Here is a 24,437-nt window from a genome sequence, read left to right as displayed (position 1 = left end):
CGCTATAAATTATTTGCAGGCATTTCCTGCTATATGAATTGTATTACCCACCTGACGCGAGCTAATACCATAGATCAGTTGCAGCGCTTTCAGTGTCTGACGGATATCGTCTTTTCGTTGGAAGGCAGTGGTGATACGGCACGTGGCCAATGAAGGATCATCAAAAACTACAGTTACATCATATGTTCTTTCTATCACTTCTTTCAACATAGAGAAACTGACATTATCCAGCCGGATGTAGCCTGTTCGCCAGTCGGCGCCCGATAGTTGCATAGTGGAGCGTTTCAGTGCTGCAGACTGGCGGTCTCCCGTAATCATTTCCCCTGCGGTTATACTATCTGCTATATATTTACTGTTACTTACTGCCACCAATCCGCTATGTACGGCCACACGTTCTTCCTGCCCGGCATAAGTACTTACATTAAAGGTGGTACCCAGATCTTTCACTTCCAGTCCAGAGCCCGTTTTTACTGTAAACGGACGTCTGCTATCATGCCTGACCTCAAAAAAAGCCTCTCCATCGGCGAGGGTTACATGTCTTCCGTAGGAAAAATCAGTAGTATACTCCATCCTGCTACCAGCATTCATCCATACTACCGAGCTATCCGGTAATAGCACCTCTTTCACCTCCCCCCTGGCGGTACTAACAGTAATGACCGTACGTTTCGGTTTATAGAAAAAGGCCGCTAATCCAACCGCTACTATACATATAACTGCAACGGCTATACGTAAATGATAATAAAAGCGCCTTTTACCGATACCAACAATAACGGCATCCTCGTTGGAATGCAGCAACTGCCGCAACTTTTCTTTTTGTTCCCGGATCTCTTCCTGTTGGCCATACAGATGCATTGTCAATACCATCTGCTTCGCCTGTTCGATAACAGAACGATGTTCGGGATATTGAATGACATAGGCTTGCCAGTACAGAAAATCAGTTTCATTAGTGCGTAGGCAATAATGAATAAATGAATCTGTTGTTACAAGATATGCTGTAGTAATAGACTGCTGCATTTGTAAGTGCTTTACATAAAGAGCAGACTCCCCTGCATTTTTTACCCGCTTTTTAAAACATTTTTTTTACAGTAATAAATACTGGATGGCGGAGATCATATTATTTGAATGGCCGTCTGCTGTCAGTTGGTCACGCAGCGTTTTCACGGCTTCATGTATTTTGTTGTATATCGTTCTTTCTGTTAATCCGGTTCTGGCAGCCATTTCGCTGTAGCTCAGCCCTTCATAATATTTTAACCGGATGAGTTCCTGCTTCCTGGCAGACAGTCGTTTAATAGCGCGGAGCAACACCGCCTCTACTTCCTGAATCCGGATATGATTGATCAGAAACATTTCATGCGAATCCTCTACCATCTCCGTATCATCATCTACCTCCCATTCGCCGGGAAACTGTAGCCGGTGCTTGCCACTACCTGCGGCACGCAGTAAGCGCCGGCGGAATGAAGTCAGCATATAGGCTTCCGGTACCATCACAGATGTAAGCGTATCCCTGTTTTGCCAGAAGTACAGAAAGGTCTGATTAATCGTATCCTGAATAAGTTCTTTGTCTTGCGTAATACGCAGTCCATAACGAAGTAATCCCGGATACCAGGCTTCGTAGAGGCCCAGTAGTAATTGTTCATCTCCCTCCAGTAAACCATTCCACAAAACGGCTATTTCCGGTTTATCCATCAGTACCGCTTTAAAATACGAGCGCAAAAGTATCATTCGAAAAGCGGGAAAGTTTTCGAAATCGGGAAAAATTATTCAGTTGTTTTTTCTGATCGGGAAAAAAAGAAAATAAAAAAAGGAGATGTAGTCTACATCTCCTTAAAAATTTTAGCGGGTATTATACTATTTCACTCTCACCATTTTCATAAGAGCATTCGTGTAACCATTGCCCACGACTAACTGTCCATCCTGAACCATCTCGCGATTACTAATAACAGCACGCATTTTCATGATCAGGGTATCTCCGGAGAAAGTATAATAAAGCGTTTGCGTATCCTGTAAACCACTTGGGTTTGAACTGGTAGGTGTACCATTGATAGATCCTCCACCCATCATTGTCTTGGTGATAATGGAATCTGTGCCTTTCAACTGATAAGGGGAACTATTGTCAGGAAACGTCATGGTAGCAGGACCTCCATATGGCATGCTATCATCAAATCCGCCACCTGTTATCCTCATTATTCCCTGCATGTTAAAAGTATAGCCAAACCCTTTCAGGTTAATATTCTTACTATCAAAGTTATATGTACCCGTAAATTTCTCGTACGTAGTGGTGTAGGTATATTTCACCTGAGTACGATCAGCTCCCACTCCACTAACAGTAGTAGACACGCCATCCTGGGACATAAATACTACCTTGTAAGTTCCCTGAATACTATTGCTGTTACCATTTCCATTCCCGTTTCCATTTCCCGGATCAGGATTTCCTCCCGGATTAACAGGCACAGGTCCGTTGATATTAGGTTCAACAAGCACTTCTTTATTACAGGAAAATAAAAATGCAGCTACGGTGGCCAGACAAACAGTTTTGATCGACAGCAATTTCATAGGTAAGATTTGCCGCGAAGATATATATAATTTTTTTAATTTATAAAAAGACTTAGTTACCCAGGGTTTTCAGGGCCAGGTAAGTCATCAATCCAGGACCGGTTTCCAGACATTTTTCATCCGCATCAAAAGTCGCAGTATGTAATCCGGATATGATTCCTCTGGTTTCATTGCGTACTCCCAGCCGATAAAAGCAGGCCTCCGCCGCATGACTATAATACGCGAAATCCTCCGCCGCCATCCATATATCCAGGTCCACCACATTCTCCTGACCCAGGAATTCAATGGCATGCGCCCTTGCAGCGGCAGTCAATGCATCATCATTGATCAGCACCGGATACCCTTGCTGGATATCGACTATACAATCCGCCTCCATGCCTTCAGCGATGGATACAGCCATCTTACGAATCTTATCTAGCGCCGATTTTCTCCAGGTTTCATCCATTGACCTGAAGGTTCCCTCTATCCGCACTTCGTCTGGAATAACATTGGTGGCGCCGTTAGCGGTCATCTTTCCAAACGATAAAACAGAAGGCATCATCGGATTCGCTCTTCTACTTACAATCTGCTGCAGCCCTGTGATAATATGACAGGCGATAACCACCGGATCTATTCCCAGGTAAGGCATTGCGCCATGACTTCCCTTTCCTTTCACGGTAATAAAAATTTCGTCGTTGCTGGCCATATAACGGCCCCCACGAAATCCTACCTTACCCGCTTCCAGCTCCGGCATGGTATGCTGGCCCAATACATAATCCGGCTTGGGATTTTGCAATACCCCTTCCCTGATCATCATACTGGCGCCACCAGGAATCAGTTCCTCCGCCGGTTGAAAAATAAATTTTACAGTCCCGGAAAAATCGGACTGCATTTGAGTAAGAATAGCCGCAGTAGATAATAAGGAAGACGTGTGTACATCATGTCCGCAGGCGTGCATGACGCCAGGATTGGCGGAACGGTACGTCACCTCATTCAACTCCTGTATGGGCAAGGCGTCAATGTCTGCACGCAACGCCACCACCGCATCGGAGGCCGACTTCCTGCCAGTCACCAATGCCACTACTCCCGTATTAGCCATTCGCTCAAAAGGCAATCCAATGGCCGTCAGTTGCGCCTCGATAAAAGCCGCCGTCTGGAATTCCTTGTAAGATAATTCCGGATGGGTATGGAGATGACGCCTTTGGGAAATAGCATTTGCCTGTAGCTCCCGGGCTAGTTGCCTGATTTTATCCTTGAGCATATCATTACTTTGGTTGAAGACACCGAAAATAACATATCCCGGACGAACTATCAGTTTCCATTATCGATTTTTTTTACCAGCTCCAGCCGTATCGCTTCCGGTACATTGCTCAATAACTTCACATTAGCCGCTTGTTCAATCTCTTCAATAGTGGTTAAATAAGCACTCCACTTGGTACTAACATCATTCTTATTAGGCGTATTCACCGCGATGATACGGGTATTCCTGCCAATACGTTTCAGATCATTATTACCTTCCGGTATGACCACAATAACCTTCCAGATATGATCCGGTACTGTGATATTATCTCTGTCAATTTTCTTTTTCAAGCCTTTCGCACCATATCCTCCAACACCGTAACTACCCATGATGACATATACTTCATTGCCATCATTCACCAGGCTGCGGGTATAGTTTTCCAAATTGGCCCATAAATGCTGATTATGGTTCGGCGCCTGCGGTATCATGTTGGTCATGAGGAAAGTAGCCTCATTGGCATCTCTGCTGAAGGTTCGGTCCCCGGAAGGACAGTTATGTCCTCTGTCAAATCCGCTTCCAATATAGCTGGTCTGACTTACCTGGTAGAAACTCTCCGGTAAATCAGCATCCGGTCTGAAATCATTGGCCCTGGACATAGGTCCCAGATCTTTGGAAGAGATATGCCAGCTTACCCAGTTAGGCGTACCACGGTCGCGGTTATACGACAATTTGTAATAGCCTTTATCCATCAGGAAATTATTCGCAGATACAATGGCCGCCACAGCGTCCGTTGGATTTCCCAGCAACAGGTTATCATCATCTCCCAGAACAGATTTTTCTGTGCCGGCAGGCGTATTGCCGCCTGTAGCCGATGAACTGAGGACGACAGACACGGCATCAAAGTTCAAACGACCATTATCCTTATCGTTGCTGCGTATACGTAGTCTTAATGTTTTCTCCGTAGAAATAGTAAAAGTGGAAGTACGGAGGGCATGTTCAGTGGTACTAACTGCATTCCCTGCCTGGAGGAAACGCTGTCCTTTATTCACAGAATACCAAAGCTCCCAGGAGCCCCCTGCATCGGAACCATATGCAGCATGTTTCAGTGTAACCGTTACCGTACCCGTCACATTGATATCAAAATCCATTGTAGCACTACCGCCACCGCGTAAACGAAGCGATTGTTTTCCCAACTTCACATCCTCGTCTTTGGCGCCTATGACAGCGTCTTTCAACATCCAGGGACCAGTGCTTAGAGTGATTTCCTCACTGTTATAATTCTCTTTGACAGGAGAAGCCGTTTCAAAATTTTCAATGAAAATTTCATTCCTGGTTTTCTTCGCTGTGGAAGTTTTTTTCTTTTGAGCGGTTTTTACAGGAACCTCCTTTCCCTTATCAGAAGCGAATTTGCGGGTGCAATAGGTTACTACAAACGCAATTATAGCCAGGATAATAACGAGGGAATTACTGTTACTTTTACTCTTACTTTTTCTCTGTGGCATAGTGCAGGTTACGAGCGCGCGAAGATATAACAATTCCCTGTGCATTCATCTCACCACACATAAAAAAAACCTGTCTCTAATTGTTAGAGACAGGCTTACAAAAAATAACGATCAGATACTAGAAAAATAATTGTGATAATACGTTGGTTGCATCGCTGGCTTTAGGTTTCAAGCCAAGGAACTTCGCATACTGGGCAGCGGTTAATACCCCTTTCAACTTTGAAAATAATCCTCCCTGCAATCCACTGAATTTACTCGTATAGGCAGTAGGGTTAGTCTGCTGCAATGGCGTAATTTCAGATTTCTTTTTCAAAAAGCCGGATACCATATCCAGCACCTTCGGCTGCTGCGTATTATTCAATCCTAAAGTGGGCGTCAATGATCCCATGATATTGTTGGCAATACCGCCAGAATTTCCCAGCGTGGTGGTAGCAGCCGCCGCTTTTTGGGCAGCCCCTAATACATTCTGTGCCTGTAATGATCCAAATGAAAGAAAACAAGTACCTACAAAAAGAAAGCAAACCTTTTTCATAATACAGTAGTTTTTAATGCAAATGATTGCAGGATATACCATAACAAAGCCCCTTTAAAATAGTTTGAAGTCCCCAAAATCTCACTTTGGCCGGAATAAACAACAATTTGACCCATTATCATATTTTGGCCATATCACTCCTTCGTAATTTTAGGACTTCCACAACCTACCACAAGATGTACGAAGAGAGAATCAAGAGATCGGGCCTGCAGAGCAGGATTACCAGTGCAGCCGATGCAGCCACCCATTTGCGGGATGGCATGATTGTAGCCAGCAGCGGCTTCACCAAAGCAGGCGACAGCAAAGCCGTGCTGAAAGCTTTCGCTGCCATAGCGCAAGATAGTCCCCGGAAAATCACATTGATCACCGGCGCTTCACTGGGCCACGGCACAGACGGCATGCTGGCATCTGCCCATGCCCTCCATAAAAGATCGCCTTTCCAGGTAGATCCCATTCTCCGTAACAGTATTAACAATGGAGAAGTGCTCTTCAACGACCAGCACCTGGGAGAAAGTGCAGAACTGATACACGAAAACATCCTCCAGCCAGATATCGCTATCATCGAAGCGCTGATGATTGAAGAAGATGGCAGCATCGTTCCTACTACGTCTGTAGGCAACACAGTGGCCTTTGCCACTGCCGCAAAAAAAATCATCGTAGAAATAAATATCTCTGTACCCCTGACACTCCATGGCGTACATGATATCTTTTCCGCCGGCATCTGGCCCAACCGTCAGATCATTCCTATCACCAATGCCGGTACCAGAATTGGCCGTACTTCTATCCCAATAGATCCGGAGAAAATTATTGCCATCGTTATCACTGAAACAACAGACAGCCCCGCAGCCATAAATGAACGAGATGATAAAACCCGCGCCATCGCCGGACATTTATTGCAGTTCTTTGAACACGAAGTAAAAAAGGGCCGACTCACCCATCAACTCAGACCTTTGCAATCAGGCATCGGGAAAGTGGCCAACGCCGTTCTGGAAGGATTTACAGAAGGTAGCTTCCATCACCTGACCATGTACTCAGAAGTATTGCAGGACAGCACCTTCAACCTGATCGACGCTGGCAAAATGGACTTTGCTTCTGCATCCAGCATCACGGTATCACAAGATTGCTACCAGCGGCTCATGCGCAACCTGGAAAAATATAAACCCAATATAGTACTGCGTCCACAGGATATCAGTAACGCTGCTGAAGTGATACGCAGACTAGGCGTTATCAGCATCAATACCGCCATTGAGTTTGATATTTATGGAAATGTCAACTCCACACATATCGCCGGTACCCGCATGATGAATGGCATCGGCGGCTCCAACGACTTTGCCCGCAATGCTTATCTGAGCATTTTCGTTACTCAGGCCTCCTCCAAAGCTGGCGCTATTTCCCATGTGGTACCGATGGCATCTCATATAGATAATAGCGAGCATGATGTGGACATTGTAGTAACCGATTTTGGACTGGCAGATCTGCGCGGACTGGCGCCACGCGAACGCGCAAACGTTATCATTAGCAACTGTGCCGATCCCGCTTATAAGGAAGAACTGAAAGATTATTTTCTGGCAGCCTGCAAGAAAGGAGGCCATACCCCTCACCTGTTGCAGGAAGCCCTCAGCTGGCACCAGCGCATGGAACAACAAGGTTCCATGAAAAAAGAAAACATATTGCAAGATATATAAGCCATGCTTATGAGGAACAAGGTGTGAAAGACAAGGGGTCGTTACCGCAAGGTAGCGGCCTCTTTTTCTATACTACTTCCTTTAATTTTCTGATTATATTTGACCCCTAAAGAATAGATGTACTGGCCCTTTACCCCTACATCATTCACAAAATCTAATCGACCCACAGTAAAACTTATGAAGAAATTTCTATTACCGCTATTCTTGGTTTTAGCAGCACTACAGACATTTGCACAGGAAAAAGTCAACTTCTCCGAATCATTCAAAAAAGCAAATCAGGGGAAATATAAAATCGACATCCATGAAGTAAAGGAATTGATCCATATTATGATCGCCATTACGCCAGGAGGACTCGAGAACGATGATATGATCCAGCAAGAAGGCAGTTACTACAAGGAAATACTGGCCCACTTCAAACCTTACGCCAACGAGCCTATCATCAAGACCTTCGACTCCCTGATTTCAGCCAGCCCTTTAAATTATATCTTCCTGACAGGAAATGGATTCTCCTATAATTTCAAAAAGGATAAACTGGAACCTAGTAATGTTTACATCTTCCCTGCCATTACCGTATCAAAGGTAACCATCACTGAAAATCCAATAACTACCTATAAAGCGCAACTGGAGGATTTCGCAAAGAAAACCAACTTCAGAAAATTCTACGCTAACCATAAAGCATATTACTCCGGTATTACAGCCGATTATAATAAAAATGCCAATCTAGGCAGTCAGTGGAAATGGCTGGAAGCCAACTTTAAAACCCGTATCAATAATTACGTGATTTTCTGTTCTCCATTAATTAATGGCTTAAACTATACCGGCGAGTTTAAGAACAATAATTTCTACCAGATTTATATGGTACTCCCACCACTGGACCAATACCCTAAACTTTCTGCCAAAGAAGTGGAAGTACTGAACACCAGGGTAATGTTCACAGAAATTGATCATAATTATGTAGGACAGCCAACTGATGACAACAAGGAAAAAATCAATCAACTCTTTAAAGACCGCACCGTTTGGGTAAATGAAAAAGCATCCGGTATCTTCGCTTATCCTAACCCTGTCAAGGTTTTCAATGAGTATATGACCTATGGCGTTTTTCTGTTATACTGCAAGGATCACTATGATGAGGCTACTTTCAACAAAACAACAAAAGATTTGATCCAACTGATGACAGACAGAGGTTTCCCGCAAATGAAATTATTCACGGATAATTTGCTAAAAATCCGCGCAGAGAATCCCAATAAAAACATCGATGATCTCTACCCGGCATTTTTGAAGTTATTTGAAAAATAAATTGTACCAAAAACAAAACGTCTCTCTCTAGTAATTAGAGAGAGACGTTTTGTTTACAAATATCTTTTATTCAGCAACCACTATAAACGCTTACGCATACAAATACTGCTGTCCATGCCAATATAAGGGCCGTAATTATCCATTACCGTAAAACCGCTCTTATGATATAAACTGATGGCCTCCGGCTGACGCTTTCCTGTTTCCAGGATCGCATAACTGTAGTTCAATTCCCTTGCCCAGTTCTCCAGTTCCTGCATCAATCCAAATGCCACCCCTTTTCCACGCAATTCCGGTCGAACAAACATACGTTTGATTTCTATTGTATGATCGTTGAACTCACGGAAACATGCACAGCCCGCCGGTTCTGCCCCAATATACGCTATCACCACCGTATTGACGGCCTCAATCACATTATGCTCATCATACATATCTTGTAATTCATGATAACGATCACGGAGATCCTCATCCAGCGCACTAATCAACGCTTCAAAATCTTGCTGCTCATTGTTGGTTCGGAGAAAGGTTATCGTATTCATTGCATTTCTGTTTTTGTGGGCTGCGTATTCACACCCCAATGATATAACCAAAAAAACATTTCTACAAAAAAATTAACACTCTGGGGAAACAAAAATCCATTTCGTATATACATCAACGTTATTGCATTTTGATTGACAAGCCCAACCGCACCATTATAACACAAAAAACATTAAATTATTGATAGTTATAACGTATTTAGATTCCAGGATAGTTATTTTCGATACCTCTGCCGTATGGTTCCTCAAAAAACACTTGTAACTTTGCGACCTGTTAAACGAAACCATAAATAAGCATTCCTTGACAACAACAACGATAGCACCCTCCCGGTTCTTTTTTTTAATTTTAATTTTAGGATCACTGACCGCTTTAGGGCCCTTTTCTATCGATATGTATCTTCCCGGATTTCCTGCCATAGCAAAGGATTTACATACAGATGTGGCCACTATCGGCTTTTCCTTAACCAGCTTCTTCATTGGCATATCGGCAGGACAACTGCTCTATGGGCCGTTGTTAGACCGATTTGGCCGTAAAAAGCCGCTATATGCCGGACTCATACTCTACATCCTGGCCTCCATCGGCTGTTTGTATAGTCATTCCATCGAAAGCCTCATCACACTGCGGTTTTTCCAGGCAATTGGCAGTTGTGCCGCTACTGTGGCGGCCGTAGCCATGGTCCGCGATATATTTCCGGTACAGGACAATGCCAGAGTGTTTGCGCTGCTCATGCTGGTAGTAGGCGCTTCTCCAATGGTGGCCCCCGCTGTAGGCGGCTATATTACCAGCGTATTCGGATGGCATATGGTGTTCCTCATCCTTTCGGTGCTGGGTGGCGCCATCCTCCTTTCCTGTATCCTCTGGCTACCGGAAAGCTACCAGCCAGATACGACGATGTCGCTCAAACCTAAACCCATTATTAAAAATTTTGTGTCCGTACTAGCGAATGCACAGTTTACCACCTATGCATTGGCAGGCGCTTTCAGTTTCGCCGGAATATTCACGTATGTTTCCGGATCACCCAGGGTATTCATGCAGATCTATGAGGTAAGCGAAAGCACCTATGGCTGGATTTTCGCGGGATTATCGGTTGGATTCATTGGCTGCAGCCAAATCAACAGCCGCCTCCTGCGCCGATTCCAAAGTAAACAGATCATCCCCTGGGCTTTATCCTTCCAATCGCTGTTTGGTATCCTGATTTACCTCTCGGCCTTTTCCAAAGTACTGACCCTTCCACTGCTGATTATCTTACTGTTCGGATACCTCTGCTGCCTGGGCTTCGTCAATCCTAATACCGCAGCGCTTTGCCTGGCGCCATTTTCCAAAAATGCAGGCAGCGCATCCGCTGTAATGGGCGCATTGCAACTGGGTATAGGCGCAGTGGCATCCGCCGCTGTCAGTGCCTTCGATGGCGATGGCGCAGGCCCCATGGCCGCTACCCTCGCTTTATGCGGACTCTCAGCATGGGCCATTCTGGTCATAGGCAAGAAGTTTATCCGCACAGAAGCTACCCAAACCGCTGCCCAACCCATCATGCATTAATTTTCCTGTCCACTTTCGGACATTTCCTGTAACGAAAGTGGACAAATTTCTCTGCCGAAAATTCCATAAACCGCCTGTTTTCAATACCTTCATAAGGTGGCACCGTCTTGGCACTACCCCACGCAAAGGCATTTGGCTTATGATCATAAATTACCTGAAAACAGCGCTGCGAAACCTGAAGAAAAATAAAACCTATAGCATCCTGAATATCTTCGGACTCGCCATCGGTTTTGTTTGTGCCGGACTCATTCTCCTCTGGGCAGAAGATGAAATCAATTACAACAACTTCTATAGCCAGAAAGATAATATCCTGCGTATCCACTATAACTGGACACTCAACAACCAAATTCGTACATATACCTCCACCCCTGGCACATTAGGTCCATCCGCTACGGCTGCTATTCCTGGCGTTAAAGCCTATTGCCGCAGCTCCGAAGGCCTCAATACCGCATTATTCAACTTCAATAACAATCCGGTATACAGCTCCGGACGTTATGTGGACGCCTCCTTCTTTCAGTTCTTCGACTGCAAATTCCTGGAAGGCAATCCCGCTACCGCTTTCACCAATCCCAATTCCCTGGTGATCACAGAAAGAACCGCTGAAAAATTCTTCCATACCTCCAGAAACGTAGTAGGCAAAACCATTATGGTGAATAACAAGGACGCCTATACGATCACAGGATTGGTGGCGAATGTTCCGGACAACTCCTCCATCCGCTATGCATGGCTGGCGCCACTCTCCAACTTCACGACTATCGAAAAATTAGCCAGATGGGATTACTGCAACCTGGAAACATACATTCTGACTACACCAGGTACAGACCTCCCCCAACTAAAAGTAAAACTCGATAAAATAATTGCATCCAATCCCGTTAGTGCCACCAATTCAGCTACTCTGCTGAGTATGAAAGACTGGCGACTCCGCAATGAATTCAAAAGCGGTATTCAAACAGGTGGCCGTATTGTATACGTTCGTCTCTTCCTGCTCATCGCAGGAATCATCCTGCTGATTGCCTGCATTAACTTCATGAATCTGGCCACCGCCCGCAGCGAACAACGCGCCCGCGAAATAGGCGTGCGCAAAGCACTAGGGGCAGGCCGCCAAACGCTGATCAAACAATTCATCGGCGAAGCTATATTGCAGGCGTTCCTGTCGGCATTACTGGCTGTCTTATTACTGGCAATATTACTGCCCGCTTTCAATGCCCTGGTAGGAAAAACAATGAAATTGCAATTGTTCAATCCCATCCATCTGACGGCAATAGCAAGCCTTGTCCTGATCTGTGGATTGCTTGCCGGCAGCTATCCTGCATTATATCTCAGCAATTTCAACCCAGTAGCTATTCTCAAAGGCGCCAGGGTTAAAACCGGCGGCGCAGCCTTCGTACGTCGGGCACTGGTCATCTCCCAATTCAGTATCTCTATCGTGCTGATTATTGCCACCGTAATCATCTATCAACAAATTCAACATGTAAAATCCAGAGACCTGGGCTTTAATATCGCCCACCTCATCTCCATCGATATACAGGACGAAATCGTACGAAACTTCCCCGCTGTACGACAGGATCTACTCAACACCGGTGTGATTGAAAACGCCGCACTGGCTGATCACAATCCTCTATACGACGGCAATAGCACGGATGAAATTTCCTGGGATGGCAAACCCGCCAATGTAAAAAACATTACGTCATTGCGATTAGTAGGTCCAGGTTTCCTCAAAACTACAGGCATGACATTGCTGGAGGGAACAGACTTCACCAGAGACGCTGATGATAGCACCAACGTACTCGTCAATGAAGCCATGGCCCGTCAACTAGGCGCCGGAAGCCCCGTTGGTAAACTATTATACGGAAGAGAAAATGATAAGGTGGTTACTTTTCGTATAGCCGGTGTCGTGAAGGATTATGTATACGGCGATATGTTCGGAAAGCCCGATCCTGTTATGTTCCTGGGCATTCCTTCCGGTACTAACAGTATCTATACCCGACTCAATCCTGCCGTTACGCCGGAAAAAGCACTGGAAAAAATAGGCGCTATCATGCATAAATACAGCCCCGCCTATCCTTTCTCCTATAGTTTCATCGATCAGGAGTTTGATGATATGTTCCGCAACGAAATGCTGATGCAGAAACTCTCACGCATTTTCGCCGCCATCGCCATTCTCATCAGTGCACTGGGATTATTCGGATTATCTGCCTACACCGCAGAAAGACGTACGAAAGAAATCGGCATCCGAAAAGTATTAGGCGCTTCCACCGCCAGCATCGCTACTTTGCTGTCGGCCGACTTCCTCAAATTAATTGGCATTGCCATGCTGATAGCATTTCCGCTGGCATGGTGGATGATGAATAACTGGCTACAACAATATCAATATAAAGTTACCATCGGACCAATAGTATTTATCCTGGCAGGCGCCGCTTCTATAGTTATTACCATGATAACCATTAGTTATCAGTCGATACGCGCCTCCATGGCGGACCCTGTAAAAAGTATTAAATCGGAATAAAAATGAAAGAGGTCGTCTGTTTCCAGACGACCTCTTTCATTTTGTATATTTCAGGGAGACTCATTCCGCTCCAACTGCCACTGCCCATAAATACCACGCAGCATGCGGCAACCATTGTTCGGCCCATCGCCAGTCATTATCCTTTCCAGTTTGTGCATACGATAAATTGAATGCTATATCCCGCTCATCATCCATCCCTGCAGTGATTCCATTTACAATACCACCAGGTGCATTCGTATACTCAAATGTTCCAAAGAAACCATAGGCAGGGTTATTATGTCCTGCCCCCTGCAACATACAGGCATCATAAGGATTCAGCCCCAATATCCAGTTCAACTGGTCATCGGCAAATTGTTGCAAACTGTCGGCGAATGGCTTATCATTCACAAAGAATTTCGCGGTCATGCGTGCCGCAGTAGCCATAGAACCGAGTCGCGCATTCTCTCCCTGCCACCATGGCGAAGCCTCGCTATTATGCGGAAAAAAGAAACTACTACGCCGATTACCCAGGGTGTCCTGCACCAATTGCCTGCTGTAACCAAAGGGATTATTGACCTCCCCGGTAACAGCCAATTCATAGTGGAATGATTTGCGAACAGCCGTAGCAATGTCTCTCTGTAACTGCTCACTGGCAAACGGATAATACTGCAACAATGCCACCACAGGCAATCCCGCATCGGAAGGATGGAAAAATGGCCTGTCATGATCATCTGCCGCCCAATAGCCATTATACTGTTGCCAGCTATGCAAACGTTGTATCAGGCGCGCTGCGCGAGTCGCTGCCGCTTCCTGATATTGTTGCTCAGCAGTAGCCTTGAACAAGGCCGTTGCTGCGGCCAAGGCACAGTAATCGTCTACAATATTTTCTTTCCCATCATTGGTCATGGCTGCATTATGCTTTTCAAGAAAGGCAAAAGCGTTTTTAGCAGCTTCAAGATATTGACGATTACTGTATTCGCCACAGGTATCATACATAGCAGCCCTTGCCAGCGCAGCTATCGCAATACCTGCTCCTGCCCTGTAACTGGCCTGGAAACTCTGCCAGTGATGATCATCGTTGCCAGTGGTAAAAGACTGATCCTTCGTTTGCTTAATGCGATAATTTTTCTCTTCCGGTCGGATCACCCTGTCTATGGCTCGTTTACCGGGTCCGGGAGCGGACACACTACGAAAAAAGGAACCATCCCTGGCCTGTATCCGCGTTAGATAATCAGCGCCATAAATCGCTTCATCCAGCAACCGACGCCGGAACTGCCGGAAATCATTGCCTGTACGCTGGCCCAACAAGTCATAGGTATTCAGTAAACTCCAGACGGTTAGACTAATCTGTTGCGGATTAAAGTAGGTGGAAAAAGAGAGGTGCGAGAGATGCTTGCCATAGTCGCCGGTAGCGTCGTACCAGCCACCATGCGAATCAATCGTATCACGGGTTCCGAGGAGGCCAATCCGTCTGTCTGCCTGATCCAGCAGTCCGGAACTACGCTGCCCCTTGAAATAATAAATCACATCGGATAATGTCTGTCGCTCCAATATCTTATCACCAACAACAAAATAGGTAGAGGAATAATCTTTACCAGGCAAATGCACCACTAACTTATACTTACCGGGTTTACGCACGGCAGAGAAATCAATCGTCCAGAAATACTTATGCTGCCAGTGATCAACAGTTCCGGCATTAACAAGTTTACCGGCTAAGATGCGATGATCTTCCTGATCAATAAGTTCAAATCCACGGGGTTGCTGAGGAGAAGTAGCCACCAGAATTGCTTTTTTGTGGCTGTTGGTTTCATAACCAACATGATTGGTGACAACCATCACCGATTGGGCAACTGCGGCCAGGGGTAACATACAGCAGGCCAGCAGCCAATGTTTTACGGATAGTAAGGGCATGGCGGGAATGTTTTTATTAAGATAACAAATCCCGCCATTATTTACTAACCCTTCACACTAAACGTGCGGGATAAACGAAAATGTTCCGAATCCCCGCCAATGTGAATCGTATAATTTCCAGGATACAGCTTCCACTTACCCTGGCGTAAATCCCACTTCTGCAATTCACTTACGGGTATCTGTAATTCCAGTTCCTGGCTCCCTCCTTTTGTAGTATGCACTCTGCCAAAGGCTTTCAGCTCTTTCAACGGCATTCTGTCTATCGCCGGATAACTGATATATGCCTGCACCACTTCATCTGCATCATATTTACCGGTGTTACTAACGTTCACGGTCATACGAATGGTATCGTTTGCTTTGTAACGATCTGCTGGCGACTGTTTCCAGGAATAGTCGAAGGTAGTATAGCTCATACCGAACCCAAAAGGCCATGCCGCCTTTCCTGTAAAATATCGATAGGTACGGCCTTTCATGCTATAATCCTTATAATCAGGTAAATCGCTCAGCGAGTGATAGAAGGTCAGTGGCAGTCTTCCGGAAGGAGTATATTTACCATAAATAATATCTGCAAGGGCATTCCCACCTTGTTCTCCCGGATACCAGGCCAGGATAATAGCATCAGCATATGGCTCAATAGCGCTGAGGTCCACTGCGCTACCTGCCGTTACTACAGCAATGATAGGCTTCTTATGAGCAGCGCGTAATTTCTGCATGAAAATCACCTGGGAACGAGGTAAGCTCAGCGTGTTTTTGTCGCCACCTGCGGGCGATAAAAATGCATCGCCATCTTCCCCTTCCAGCAAGGGTGTAAGGCCAATCACCGCTACAGTTACATCACAATTTTCGGAGGCCCAGATGCCGCCGAAATGCAACGTGTCTGTAAAATCACATCCCTGGTCATATTGCATAGCTACTGCTGGTCCTGCTGCTTTGCTAAGGCCCGCTGCAAAAGTGACCATATTGCCGGAAACGCCATGATAGTTGCCCATCAGCGCTTCCAAGGATACGGAGTTAGAACCGGTTACCAGCATGGAAGCATATTTATCCTGCTGCAAAGGCAATACGCCATTGTTTTTCAGCAACACCATACTTTCCCTGGCTGCCTGCAAAGCCAACTGCGCATGCCAGTCATTATTCACACTGTCTGCCCCATATGCTGCAAACTGTCGCTGTGAGGCATCATCATATAATCCCAGTTTCATTTGAGTGCGTAAAGAGGCCACCAATGCGGAATCCACATCTGCCGCTTTCAGCCAGCCTTTGTTGATCGCTTTCAAGACATCGTCCTGTAGAATATTGGCGCAGTCCAGGTTTACGCCTGCCTTGATAGCTGCGGCAGCTACTTCTTCACGGGTAGGAATGGCTTTATGTCTGCGCCAAATATCATCCAGCGCCCAGCAGTCGGTTACTACCTGTCCGCCGAATTTCCATTCTTTGCGCAAGATATCTTGCAGCAGCGTATTACCGGTACAGCAAGGTTGGTTGTTGACGCGATTGTATGCGCACATAATGGATTCTACTTTACCATCTACCAGTTTCTTAAAAGCATAGAGGTATGTTTCCCGTAGATCCTTCTCATCCACAATGGCATTGAATTCATGGCGATCCTTTTCTGGTCCGCTGTGTACCGCGAAATGCTTAGCACAGGCGGCTGTTTTCAGATGCTGTGGATCATCGCCCTGAAGGCCGTTTACAAAGGCGCCCGCCATGGTTGCAGTGAGGAAGGGGTCCTCACCATAGGTTTCCTGGCCTCTTCCCCAGCGTGGATCGCGGAAGATATTAATGTTGGGTGTCCAGAAGTTCAGTCCCATGTATTGCACATGCCGCCCGGCTGCTGTCGCAAGATTATACTTCGCGCGAGCTTCTGTGGAAATACTGTTGGCCACAGCCTTTGCGAGTACCGGATCAAAGGTGGCGGAAAGTCCTACTGCCTGCGGATAAACGGTGGCTTCACCTCCTCTGGCAATACCATGCAGCGCTTCATTCCACCAATTATAGGCAGGAATTTTCAGGCGTTCAATAGCTGGACTGTTGTATCCCAGGAGGGAAATTTTTTCTGATAAGGTAAGGGTGTGCAGCAAATCCTGCACCCTGGCTTCTGTTGGCTGATCTACCCTGCGAAACATCGGCTGCTCCTGCGCAACCAACTGCTGTACGGTAAGCATACCGAGGGCAATAGTGAATAACTTACGTTTCATCATCGTGCTAAAAACCTTGCTAAATGGCTAAATAATATCTAATAGAGCACGTAAGTTAGAAATAAATTCTATTGTTATCTAGCTAAAAATATGGTACTAATTAGCCAGACAGGATTCATCTAAAAAAGGGAAAGGCCGGCAATTGCCGGCCTTTCCCTTTAGCGCATTAAGCGAATTATCTTAGAAATTGAAATTATCCGGATCAGGACCTACTCTGGTGGCAGCATCCAGTCCATCAATAAGCGCCATATCCACCGCCTCAATGTTGAATCCGAAAAGCTTTGCATTGTCTGCAATTCTTTTCTGCTGAATACTTTTAGGGATGGTCACTACGCCTTTCTGGAGATCCCATCTGAGTACCAACTGCGCCACAGAAACGCCATACTTTTGCGCCAACTCTTTCAGTTCAGGGATATCGAAGATTTGTCCCTGCATGAGTGGACTCCAGGCTTCATGCTGAATGTTATGCTGACGAGTGAACTCTAATAATTTGGGTTGCACCAGTCGTGGATGGAACTCCAACTGATCTACCATAGGTATTACCTTAGCAGATTGCATCAGGTCTTCCAGATGGTGTTGCAGGAAATTACTTACGCCGATGGCCTTTACTCTGCCTTCTGCATACAATGTTTCCAGTGCGCGCCAGGTTTCTTTATACTTACCTTTCACCGGCCAGTGAATCAGGTAAAGATCCAGGTAATCCGTTTTCAGTTTATCCAGGGATGCCTCAAATGCTTTAATAGTACTATCATATCCTTGATCGGCATTCCATACTTTCGTGGTGATAAATACCTCTTTTCTGTCTGTTGCGTGATTAGCAATAGCGGTACCTACCCCTTCTTCATTTCCATAAATCGTAGCAGTATCAATATGACGATACCCAGCGTCCAATGCGTATTTCACGGCATCAATAACTTCCTGTCCCTCGTTGGTTCTCCATACGCCCAAACCCAGATACGGCATATTCACGCCATTTGAAAGCTGTACGGTTCCTTTAATGTCTGTAATGTTCATAATTTAATCTTTTGAATCAGAAAATCAGATCTGCATTGCGACCACAAAATTAGTTCCATTATTAGAGATAGCATCATTATTCCACTGATAACAGGTATCAGAAAAATAATATATCATCGTTTATTAATAGAATCCAGTGGTTCTTTAAAGAAATTCTCCACCAGTCTACTGTCTGGCAGAGAGTTCAATACGGCAATCAACCATTTGTCGCCTTTCTTTACCAGTTTGCCTTTGTAATATCCTACCTGCATTAGTTGTATCATTCCTGTTGTCAGATCTGTAGACAACATAGCGGAATACATACTGACTTTAACGGTATCGTTTGTGAGTCCTTCAAACTGCATATTGGAAATCAAATGCCGTTGTTGATAATGGGCATTCTTTACGCTTTCTGCCAGCCGTGTAATACGGGATGCGAAGTTCTGCTTCCCGTGGAGCATCACCCCATCCACTTCTCCGCGGATGTTCTCGTCCATTAACTCCAGGCATTTCTCCAGGTGTACATTATCGAAGTTTTCTGCAAAGCTGTAAATTACTTTTTCTATCTGTTGCTGATCACGATGACGGATATCGAATTTCTGCGTCGTATCCGGAATTTCTGTACTGCTTTGCTGCAGAGGATTGTGGTCCGATTTGGAGATGCAGGCAGACAACAATAGCATAAGGATTACTGCGGTTACTACTGGTTTTAACATAATGGGGAATTTAATGGTAAGGCCAATCCACATAAACAACCGTCTTAACGAATATCCTTAAAATTTGGCAGCCTTCAAAATCAGGGGCATAAAAAAAGCCGCAGTTGCGGCTTCTTAAAATATGTTTATAGTGGGCAATTCTGGTGATAATCGATCAGCTCTATCGGCGTATTCTCTAGCTCTATGCCTTTGTAATAGGCTTCAATCTCATCCAACACCGCCACTACCTCTTCTTCAGTTTTTAATGTGACCAATCTGCTTCTGAACTGCTTGATATCTGGTAAGCCTTTCAGATAATTGGCATAACAACCTCTCATCTCATTGATACCAGCAATAGGTCCTTTCCACTTCACAGATTCATGCAGATGCTTTTTGCTGACTGCAATGCGCTCTTCCAAAGTTGGACCGGCACGCATTTCTCCTGTTTCCACATAATGCTTGATCTCACGGAAAATCCATGGGTAATTGATGGCGGCGCGGCCTATCATAATACCATCTACACCGTAGCGATTCTTATATTCCAGCGCTTTCTGCGGGGTATTTATATCTCCGTTTCCGATAATAGGAATTTTGATACGCGGATTATTCTTCACTTTCCCGATCAGCGTCCAATCAGCCTCGCCTTTATACATTTGGCAACGGGTACGTCCATGAATCGCCAGCGCTTTGATACCAACATCCTGTAGTCTTTCTGCCACTTCTTCGATATTCTTGGTATCATCATCCCATCCCAGGCGGGTTTTAACGGTTACTGGCAAATTGGTGGCCTTTACGCAGGCTTCTGTCAGTCGTACCATAAGATCTATGTCTTTCAGTACGCCGGCTCCTGCGCCTCTGCCAGCCACTTTCTTCACCGGACAACCAAAATTGATGTCGAGTAAATCAGGATTGGTGACGTCTACAATTTTAGCCGCCATAGCCAGAGAATCCTCGTCTCCCCCAAATATCTGTATCCCAATCGGACGCTCGAATTCGAAAAATTCCAGCTTGCGCCGACATTTTATCGCATCCCGAATCAGCCCGTCACTGGATATAAACTCCGTATACATGAGGTCCGCCCCATTTTCCTTACATACCACACGGAACGGCGGATCGCTTACATCCTCCATGGGCGCCAGCAGCAAAGGAAAATCAGGTAATGTTATGTTGCCAATTTTAACCAAGGTTCATCAAATTTTCAGCGGGCAAAGGTACGCATTTTAAACGAAATGGCCATTCCGAACAAGCCACGCTTTGCGGGAAAAAAAGCCTAATTTTAGAGAATTCTGCAGCTGGTCCCCGTGGTATAGTTATTGGTCCTTCCTCTTACTCAAACCCTTGAATATGGAAAAATTTGATGCTATCATTATTGGGTCCGGACAGGGTGGAACGCCATTAGCCCGCAAACTGGCAAAAAAAGGCATGAAAACCGCCCTGATCGAAAAACGCCTCCTCGGTGGCACCTGCATCAATGATGGCTGTACCCCCACGAAATCCATGATCTCCTGCGCAAAGGTGGCCAATACCATCCAACACAGCAGTTCCTGGGGCATCCATACAGAAGGAGATATTACCGTAGACCTCCCCTTCATCGTATTACGCAAAAATGAAATCGTTCAACGATTCCGCCATAATATCCTCCGCTCCCTGGAAGCCGAACCCAATATTCGCATCATTCATGGCCAGGCAACATTTTCCGGCGTAAAAAAAATTACGGTTACCCAACAGGAAAAGCCGCCACTGGAACTGGAAGGAACCTATATCTTTATCAACACCGGCGCAGCTACCACAGTGCCTGAAATTCCTGGCATCCATCAGATTAATTACCTTACCAGCACTACTATCCTGGACATGACAGTCATCCCAAAAGAACTGATCGTACTAGGCGGTAGTTACATAGGACTGGAAATGGGGCAACTCTACCAGCGTTTAGGCAGTCACGTTACAGTGATCGAGCCTGGTATGCACCTGGTGTCAAGAGAGGACGAAGATGTAGCCGCCGTAGTCAGGAAAATGCTCGAGGAAGAAGGCATGAAAATCCATACTTCATCTGAACCTTCCAATATATCTACAGATGGAACTACCATCACCATGGATATTATTTCAGGCACCTCCCGCAAAACCATTACAGGTACGCATTTACTGGTAGCCACAGGTCGTAGGCCCCAAACGGCAGACCTTCAGCTGAACAAAACCAATGTCACCATCGATGAACACGGGTTTGTACAAGTCAATGATCACCTGGAAACTTCCTGCCCGGGAATTTTTGCACTGGGAGATGTAAAACCAGGACCTGCTTTCACCCATGTTTCCTATAACGATCATCTCATTATTTACCATAATCTGATAGAAAAAAAGTCTATATCTACGCTCGCCCGGCAAATCCCCTATTGCATGTTTACCGACCCGCAACTGGGACGCATCGGGCTATCCGAAAAAGAAGCTAATCAGAAAGGCTATCCATTTAAAGTAGCTGTACTGGGAATGGATAAAGTAGCCAGAGCGATTGAGACAGGCCATACTACCGGGTTTATGAAAGCGCTGGTACATGCTGCTACTGATAAAATTCTTGGCGCCGCTATCATAGGAGAACAGGGCGGTGAAATAATGTCTATCCTACAAATGGCCATGGCAGGCGATCTTACCGCTACTCAGCTTAAGGAAATGATTTTCGCACACCCCTTGTATGCGGAATCAATAAATAATCTTTTTATGACCCTGGATAAATAGGGGCATTCTGTGTATATAATTCCTCATCAACACCATCTTTTTGAATGATACAACTTAGTCATGTCAGTAAATCTTTTGGAAATGGAAAAAATGCGGTGGAAGATCTGTCACTGGAAATTGCAGATGGTGAAATCATGGTACTTTTGGGGACCAGCGGCTGCGGGAAAACAACCACCCTGCGCATGATCAACAGGTTGCTGGAACCCAGCACCGGCCAGATTTTCGTTAATGGAAAAAATATTAAAGATCTCCCTGCAACTGATCTCCGTAAAGGCATAGGTTACGTATTACAATACCATGGCCTTTTCCCACATTATACCGTTATGGAAAATATCAGTACAGTGCCTGAACTCCTGGGATGGGACAAAGAAAAAACCCAATCCCGCTGCAATGCACTGATGGAAAAACTCAAATTACCTCCTGCCACCTTCGCCTCGGAATACCCTGCCGCACTCAGTGGAGGCCAGCAACAAAGAGTCGGTCTCGCACGCGCACTGGCCGCCGATCCGCCGGTGCTACTCATGGATGAACCGTTTGGAGCACTCGATCCTCTAACGCGTACCACTGTACGAAAAGAATTCAAATCCCTCGATGAGCTACACACAAAAACGGTTGTACTGGTAACCCATGATATAGAAGAAGCAGTGGAACTGGGCGATCGCATTTGCCTGATGAACGAAGGACGTATTCAGCAACTGGGTACTCCTGCCGCTCTTCTCTTCCAGCCTGCAAACGATTTTGTGCGCAATTTCTTCGACGGACAACGTCTTCATCTGGAACTCTCCACCCTGAAGATTAAAGATATATGGGCAAGTCTGCCAGACACGCGTCTGCCGCAGGCGCACCAGGTACTCACGGCAGAAGATACCTGCTGGAATGCACTCTCGGCACTCAGCACACAGGACATCGTCATATCCTGGAACAATGAAGTAAAAGCCATTACCGGAGATGGAATCATGAATGGATTACATGCATTCAAAAAACAATAAGCGATGGAACCACAGATAGGATTTTTTACATTCATACACCAGGAATCTGGCAAGCTGCTGCAACAAACCATCACGCATACCGGACTCACCTTCATTTCCGTTCTGCTCGCTATTGCTATTGGTCTGCCATTGGGCATTCTCATCACCAGGCGACAGTCATTGGCAGGAATGGTACTTGGCATCGCGGGCGTATTACAAACGATCCCCAGCATTGCTTTGCTGGGTTTTATGATTCCTTTACTGGGCATCGGCGCTAAACCCGCTATAGTAGCCCTATTTCTATATGCTTTACTCCCTATCATCCGTAATACTTACACAGGTATTCTGGGGGTCGATTCCGCTATTACGGAAGCGGCCACAGGAATGGGCATGAGCAGCCGGCAGCTACTGTACAAAGTACAATTACCACTAGCCATGCCCGTTATATTGGCAGGAATCCGAACTGCCACTGTTATCAATGTAGGCGTGGCTACACTAGCAGCTTATATTGCAGCCGGCGGATTAGGGGAATTTATTTTTGGCGGTATAGCCCTGAACAATTCCAATATGATCCTTGCCGGAGCAATACCAGCAGCCCTTCTGGCCATATTGTTCGACTGGCTGATATCCCTGCTCCAACACATGAAATCACCCCGCTCACGTTGGCGACTATACGTATTCCCCGCCATTATTCTGTTGCTATCCTCCTTTTATCTACTTCCATTTGAAGGTCGTAGTAAACTAAAGGCGGGCTTCACGCCCGAATTTATGGGGCGAAGAGACGGAAACATCGGTCTCCGGTCTGTGTATGGGATACACCTGCAACCACTGGTCATCAGTGATATGATTATGTACAAGGCTGCCGCACAAAAAACAGTGGATATTATCTCAGGGAGCAGTACGGATGGCCGCGCAAAGGCCTACGACCTGGTAGTACTGGAAGACGACAAACATATTTTCCCCCCGTACTATGCGGCCCCTATTGTCAGGGAAGAAACACTTTCTCAATTTCCGGAACTGGCCCCAGCGCTTAACCTCCTGGCTGGTACAATTAATGATAGCATAATGACGGCGCTCAATTATCAGGTGGATTACCTGAAATTTAGCCCGGAAAAAGTGGCGGCAGATTTCCTGCAGCAACAGGGACTCCTCCTACCCGCCCGAAACGGGAATAAAGGCACTATCAGAATAGGCTCTAAAATTTTTGGAGATGGCTATATCCTGGCAAATATGTACAAAATGCTGATAGAAGGCCATACAGATCTGGCTGTAAGTACCAAACTGGGACTCGGAGGCACAAAAATTTGTTTCGATGCATTGAACAATAATCAGCTTGACTTGTATCCCGAATATAGCGGTACCGGTTTGCTGGCAATACTCCAGGCTCCCCGGTCAGTTACTGACACCATCATCGCGGATAAAAATAAAGTGTACGATTATGTGAGCCGGGAATTTGAAAGCAGATATCACATTAAATGGCTGCCTCCCATCGGTTTTAATAATACATACGCCCTGATGATGCGCCGGGAACAAACAACAAAATTACATATCCGCTCTATATCAGATCTGGCACGCTACCTGGAAAAATAAATGAACT

Annotated in this window: 19 protein-coding genes; 7 read left to right on the top strand and 12 right to left on the bottom strand. The window is 45.7% G+C overall.

Annotated elements, in window-relative coordinates:
• Window positions 1-9 precede the first annotated feature (9 nt).
• From CLV59_RS14410 to CLV59_RS14385, 6 genes are all read right to left on the bottom strand, one after another.
• The gene (locus tag CLV59_RS14410) at window positions 10-1,014 is read right to left on the bottom strand and encodes a FecR family protein (protein WP_111592739.1); all 1,005 of its coding nucleotides are present in this window, start codon (window positions 1,012-1,014) and stop codon (window positions 10-12) included.
• A 66-nt stretch (window positions 1,015-1,080) separates the two neighbouring features.
• Window positions 1,081-1,686: an RNA polymerase sigma factor gene (locus CLV59_RS14405; RefSeq protein ID WP_170137757.1), complete on the bottom strand. Its 606-nt coding sequence runs from the start codon at window positions 1,684-1,686 to the stop codon at window positions 1,081-1,083.
• Window positions 1,687-1,848: 162 nt separating this feature from the next.
• Entirely contained in the window at window positions 1,849-2,553 is a 705-nt protein-coding gene (locus CLV59_RS14400; protein ID WP_111592737.1) for a hypothetical protein, read from the bottom strand.
• Between the two features lie 52 nt (window positions 2,554-2,605).
• Window positions 2,606-3,793, bottom strand: a complete 1,188-nt coding sequence (locus CLV59_RS14395; protein ID WP_111592736.1) for a M20 metallopeptidase family protein — start codon at window positions 3,791-3,793, stop codon at window positions 2,606-2,608.
• 50 nt (window positions 3,794-3,843) lie between these two features.
• Entirely contained in the window at window positions 3,844-5,274 is a 1,431-nt protein-coding gene (locus CLV59_RS14390) for a DNA/RNA non-specific endonuclease (RefSeq protein WP_170137756.1), read from the bottom strand.
• Between the two features lie 118 nt (window positions 5,275-5,392).
• Window positions 5,393-5,806, bottom strand: a complete 414-nt coding sequence (locus tag CLV59_RS14385) for a hypothetical protein (RefSeq protein ID WP_146616198.1) — start codon at window positions 5,804-5,806, stop codon at window positions 5,393-5,395.
• 176 nt (window positions 5,807-5,982) lie between these two features.
• Between CLV59_RS14385 and CLV59_RS14380 the strand changes: the two genes are divergently transcribed.
• Both CLV59_RS14380 and CLV59_RS14375 read left to right on the top strand, forming a co-directional pair.
• Complete coding sequence (locus tag CLV59_RS14380) at window positions 5,983-7,491, top strand: succinate CoA transferase (RefSeq protein WP_111592733.1); 1,509 nt, start codon at window positions 5,983-5,985, stop codon at window positions 7,489-7,491.
• Between the two features lie 177 nt (window positions 7,492-7,668).
• On the top strand, window positions 7,669-8,787 hold the full coding sequence (locus CLV59_RS14375) for a DUF4932 domain-containing protein (RefSeq protein ID WP_170137755.1): 1,119 nt from the start codon (window positions 7,669-7,671) through the stop codon (window positions 8,785-8,787).
• 80 nt (window positions 8,788-8,867) lie between these two features.
• Here CLV59_RS14375 and CLV59_RS14370 read toward each other — a convergent pair whose 3' ends face one another.
• Entirely contained in the window at window positions 8,868-9,323 is a 456-nt protein-coding gene (locus CLV59_RS14370; protein ID WP_211323860.1) for a GNAT family N-acetyltransferase, read from the bottom strand.
• A gap of 298 nt (window positions 9,324-9,621) precedes the next feature.
• On the opposite strand from CLV59_RS14370, the gene CLV59_RS14365 reads away from it, so the two are divergent.
• A complete protein-coding gene (locus tag CLV59_RS14365; protein WP_317048647.1) occupies window positions 9,622-10,860 on the top strand; it encodes a multidrug effflux MFS transporter in 1,239 nt (412 codons plus the stop codon).
• Window positions 10,861-10,999: 139 nt separating this feature from the next.
• A complete protein-coding gene (locus CLV59_RS14360; RefSeq protein ID WP_111592731.1) occupies window positions 11,000-13,366 on the top strand; it encodes an ABC transporter permease in 2,367 nt (788 codons plus the stop codon).
• 60 nt (window positions 13,367-13,426) lie between these two features.
• Here the strand turns inward: CLV59_RS14360 and CLV59_RS14355 are convergent, their stop codons facing one another.
• The 5 genes from CLV59_RS14355 to dusB form a co-directional block, all read right to left on the bottom strand.
• Window positions 13,427-15,256, bottom strand: coding sequence for a glycoside hydrolase family 9 protein (locus CLV59_RS14355; protein ID WP_245950869.1), 1,830 nt, complete (start codon window positions 15,254-15,256; stop codon window positions 13,427-13,429).
• A 44-nt stretch (window positions 15,257-15,300) separates the two neighbouring features.
• Window positions 15,301-17,457, bottom strand: coding sequence for a glycoside hydrolase family 3 N-terminal domain-containing protein (locus tag CLV59_RS14350; RefSeq protein WP_111592729.1), 2,157 nt, complete (start codon window positions 17,455-17,457; stop codon window positions 15,301-15,303).
• 177 nt (window positions 17,458-17,634) lie between these two features.
• On the bottom strand, window positions 17,635-18,468 hold the full coding sequence (locus CLV59_RS14345) for an aldo/keto reductase (RefSeq protein ID WP_111592728.1): 834 nt from the start codon (window positions 18,466-18,468) through the stop codon (window positions 17,635-17,637).
• Between the two features lie 113 nt (window positions 18,469-18,581).
• Window positions 18,582-19,163 (bottom strand): nuclear transport factor 2 family protein, encoded by a 582-nt coding sequence (locus CLV59_RS14340; protein WP_170137754.1) that lies wholly within the window; start codon window positions 19,161-19,163, stop codon window positions 18,582-18,584.
• Window positions 19,164-19,288: 125 nt separating this feature from the next.
• On the bottom strand, window positions 19,289-20,326 hold the full coding sequence (gene dusB / locus CLV59_RS14335) for a tRNA dihydrouridine synthase DusB (protein ID WP_111592726.1): 1,038 nt from the start codon (window positions 20,324-20,326) through the stop codon (window positions 19,289-19,291).
• 160 nt (window positions 20,327-20,486) lie between these two features.
• Here dusB and CLV59_RS14330 point away from each other — a divergent pair, with 160 nt between their 5' ends.
• From CLV59_RS14330 to CLV59_RS14320, 3 genes are read left to right on the top strand one after another with little or no spacing between them, the layout of a single operon-like run.
• Window positions 20,487-21,872, top strand: a complete 1,386-nt coding sequence (locus CLV59_RS14330) for a mercuric reductase (protein ID WP_111592725.1) — start codon at window positions 20,487-20,489, stop codon at window positions 21,870-21,872.
• A 44-nt stretch (window positions 21,873-21,916) separates the two neighbouring features.
• On the top strand, window positions 21,917-22,861 hold the full coding sequence (locus CLV59_RS14325; protein ID WP_111592724.1) for an ABC transporter ATP-binding protein: 945 nt from the start codon (window positions 21,917-21,919) through the stop codon (window positions 22,859-22,861).
• Between the two features lie 3 nt (window positions 22,862-22,864).
• The gene (locus tag CLV59_RS14320; RefSeq protein WP_111592723.1) at window positions 22,865-24,430 is read left to right on the top strand and encodes an ABC transporter permease/substrate-binding protein; all 1,566 of its coding nucleotides are present in this window, start codon (window positions 22,865-22,867) and stop codon (window positions 24,428-24,430) included.
• The last annotated feature ends 7 nt before the right edge of the window (window positions 24,431-24,437 follow it).

The organism is Chitinophaga dinghuensis, from assembly GCF_003259435.1.
GTDB classification, from domain to species: Bacteria; Bacteroidota; Bacteroidia; order Chitinophagales; family Chitinophagaceae; genus Chitinophaga; species Chitinophaga dinghuensis.
The sequence above is the reverse complement of the archived record's forward strand: the minus strand, read 5'-3'. Positions and strand labels throughout refer to the sequence as shown.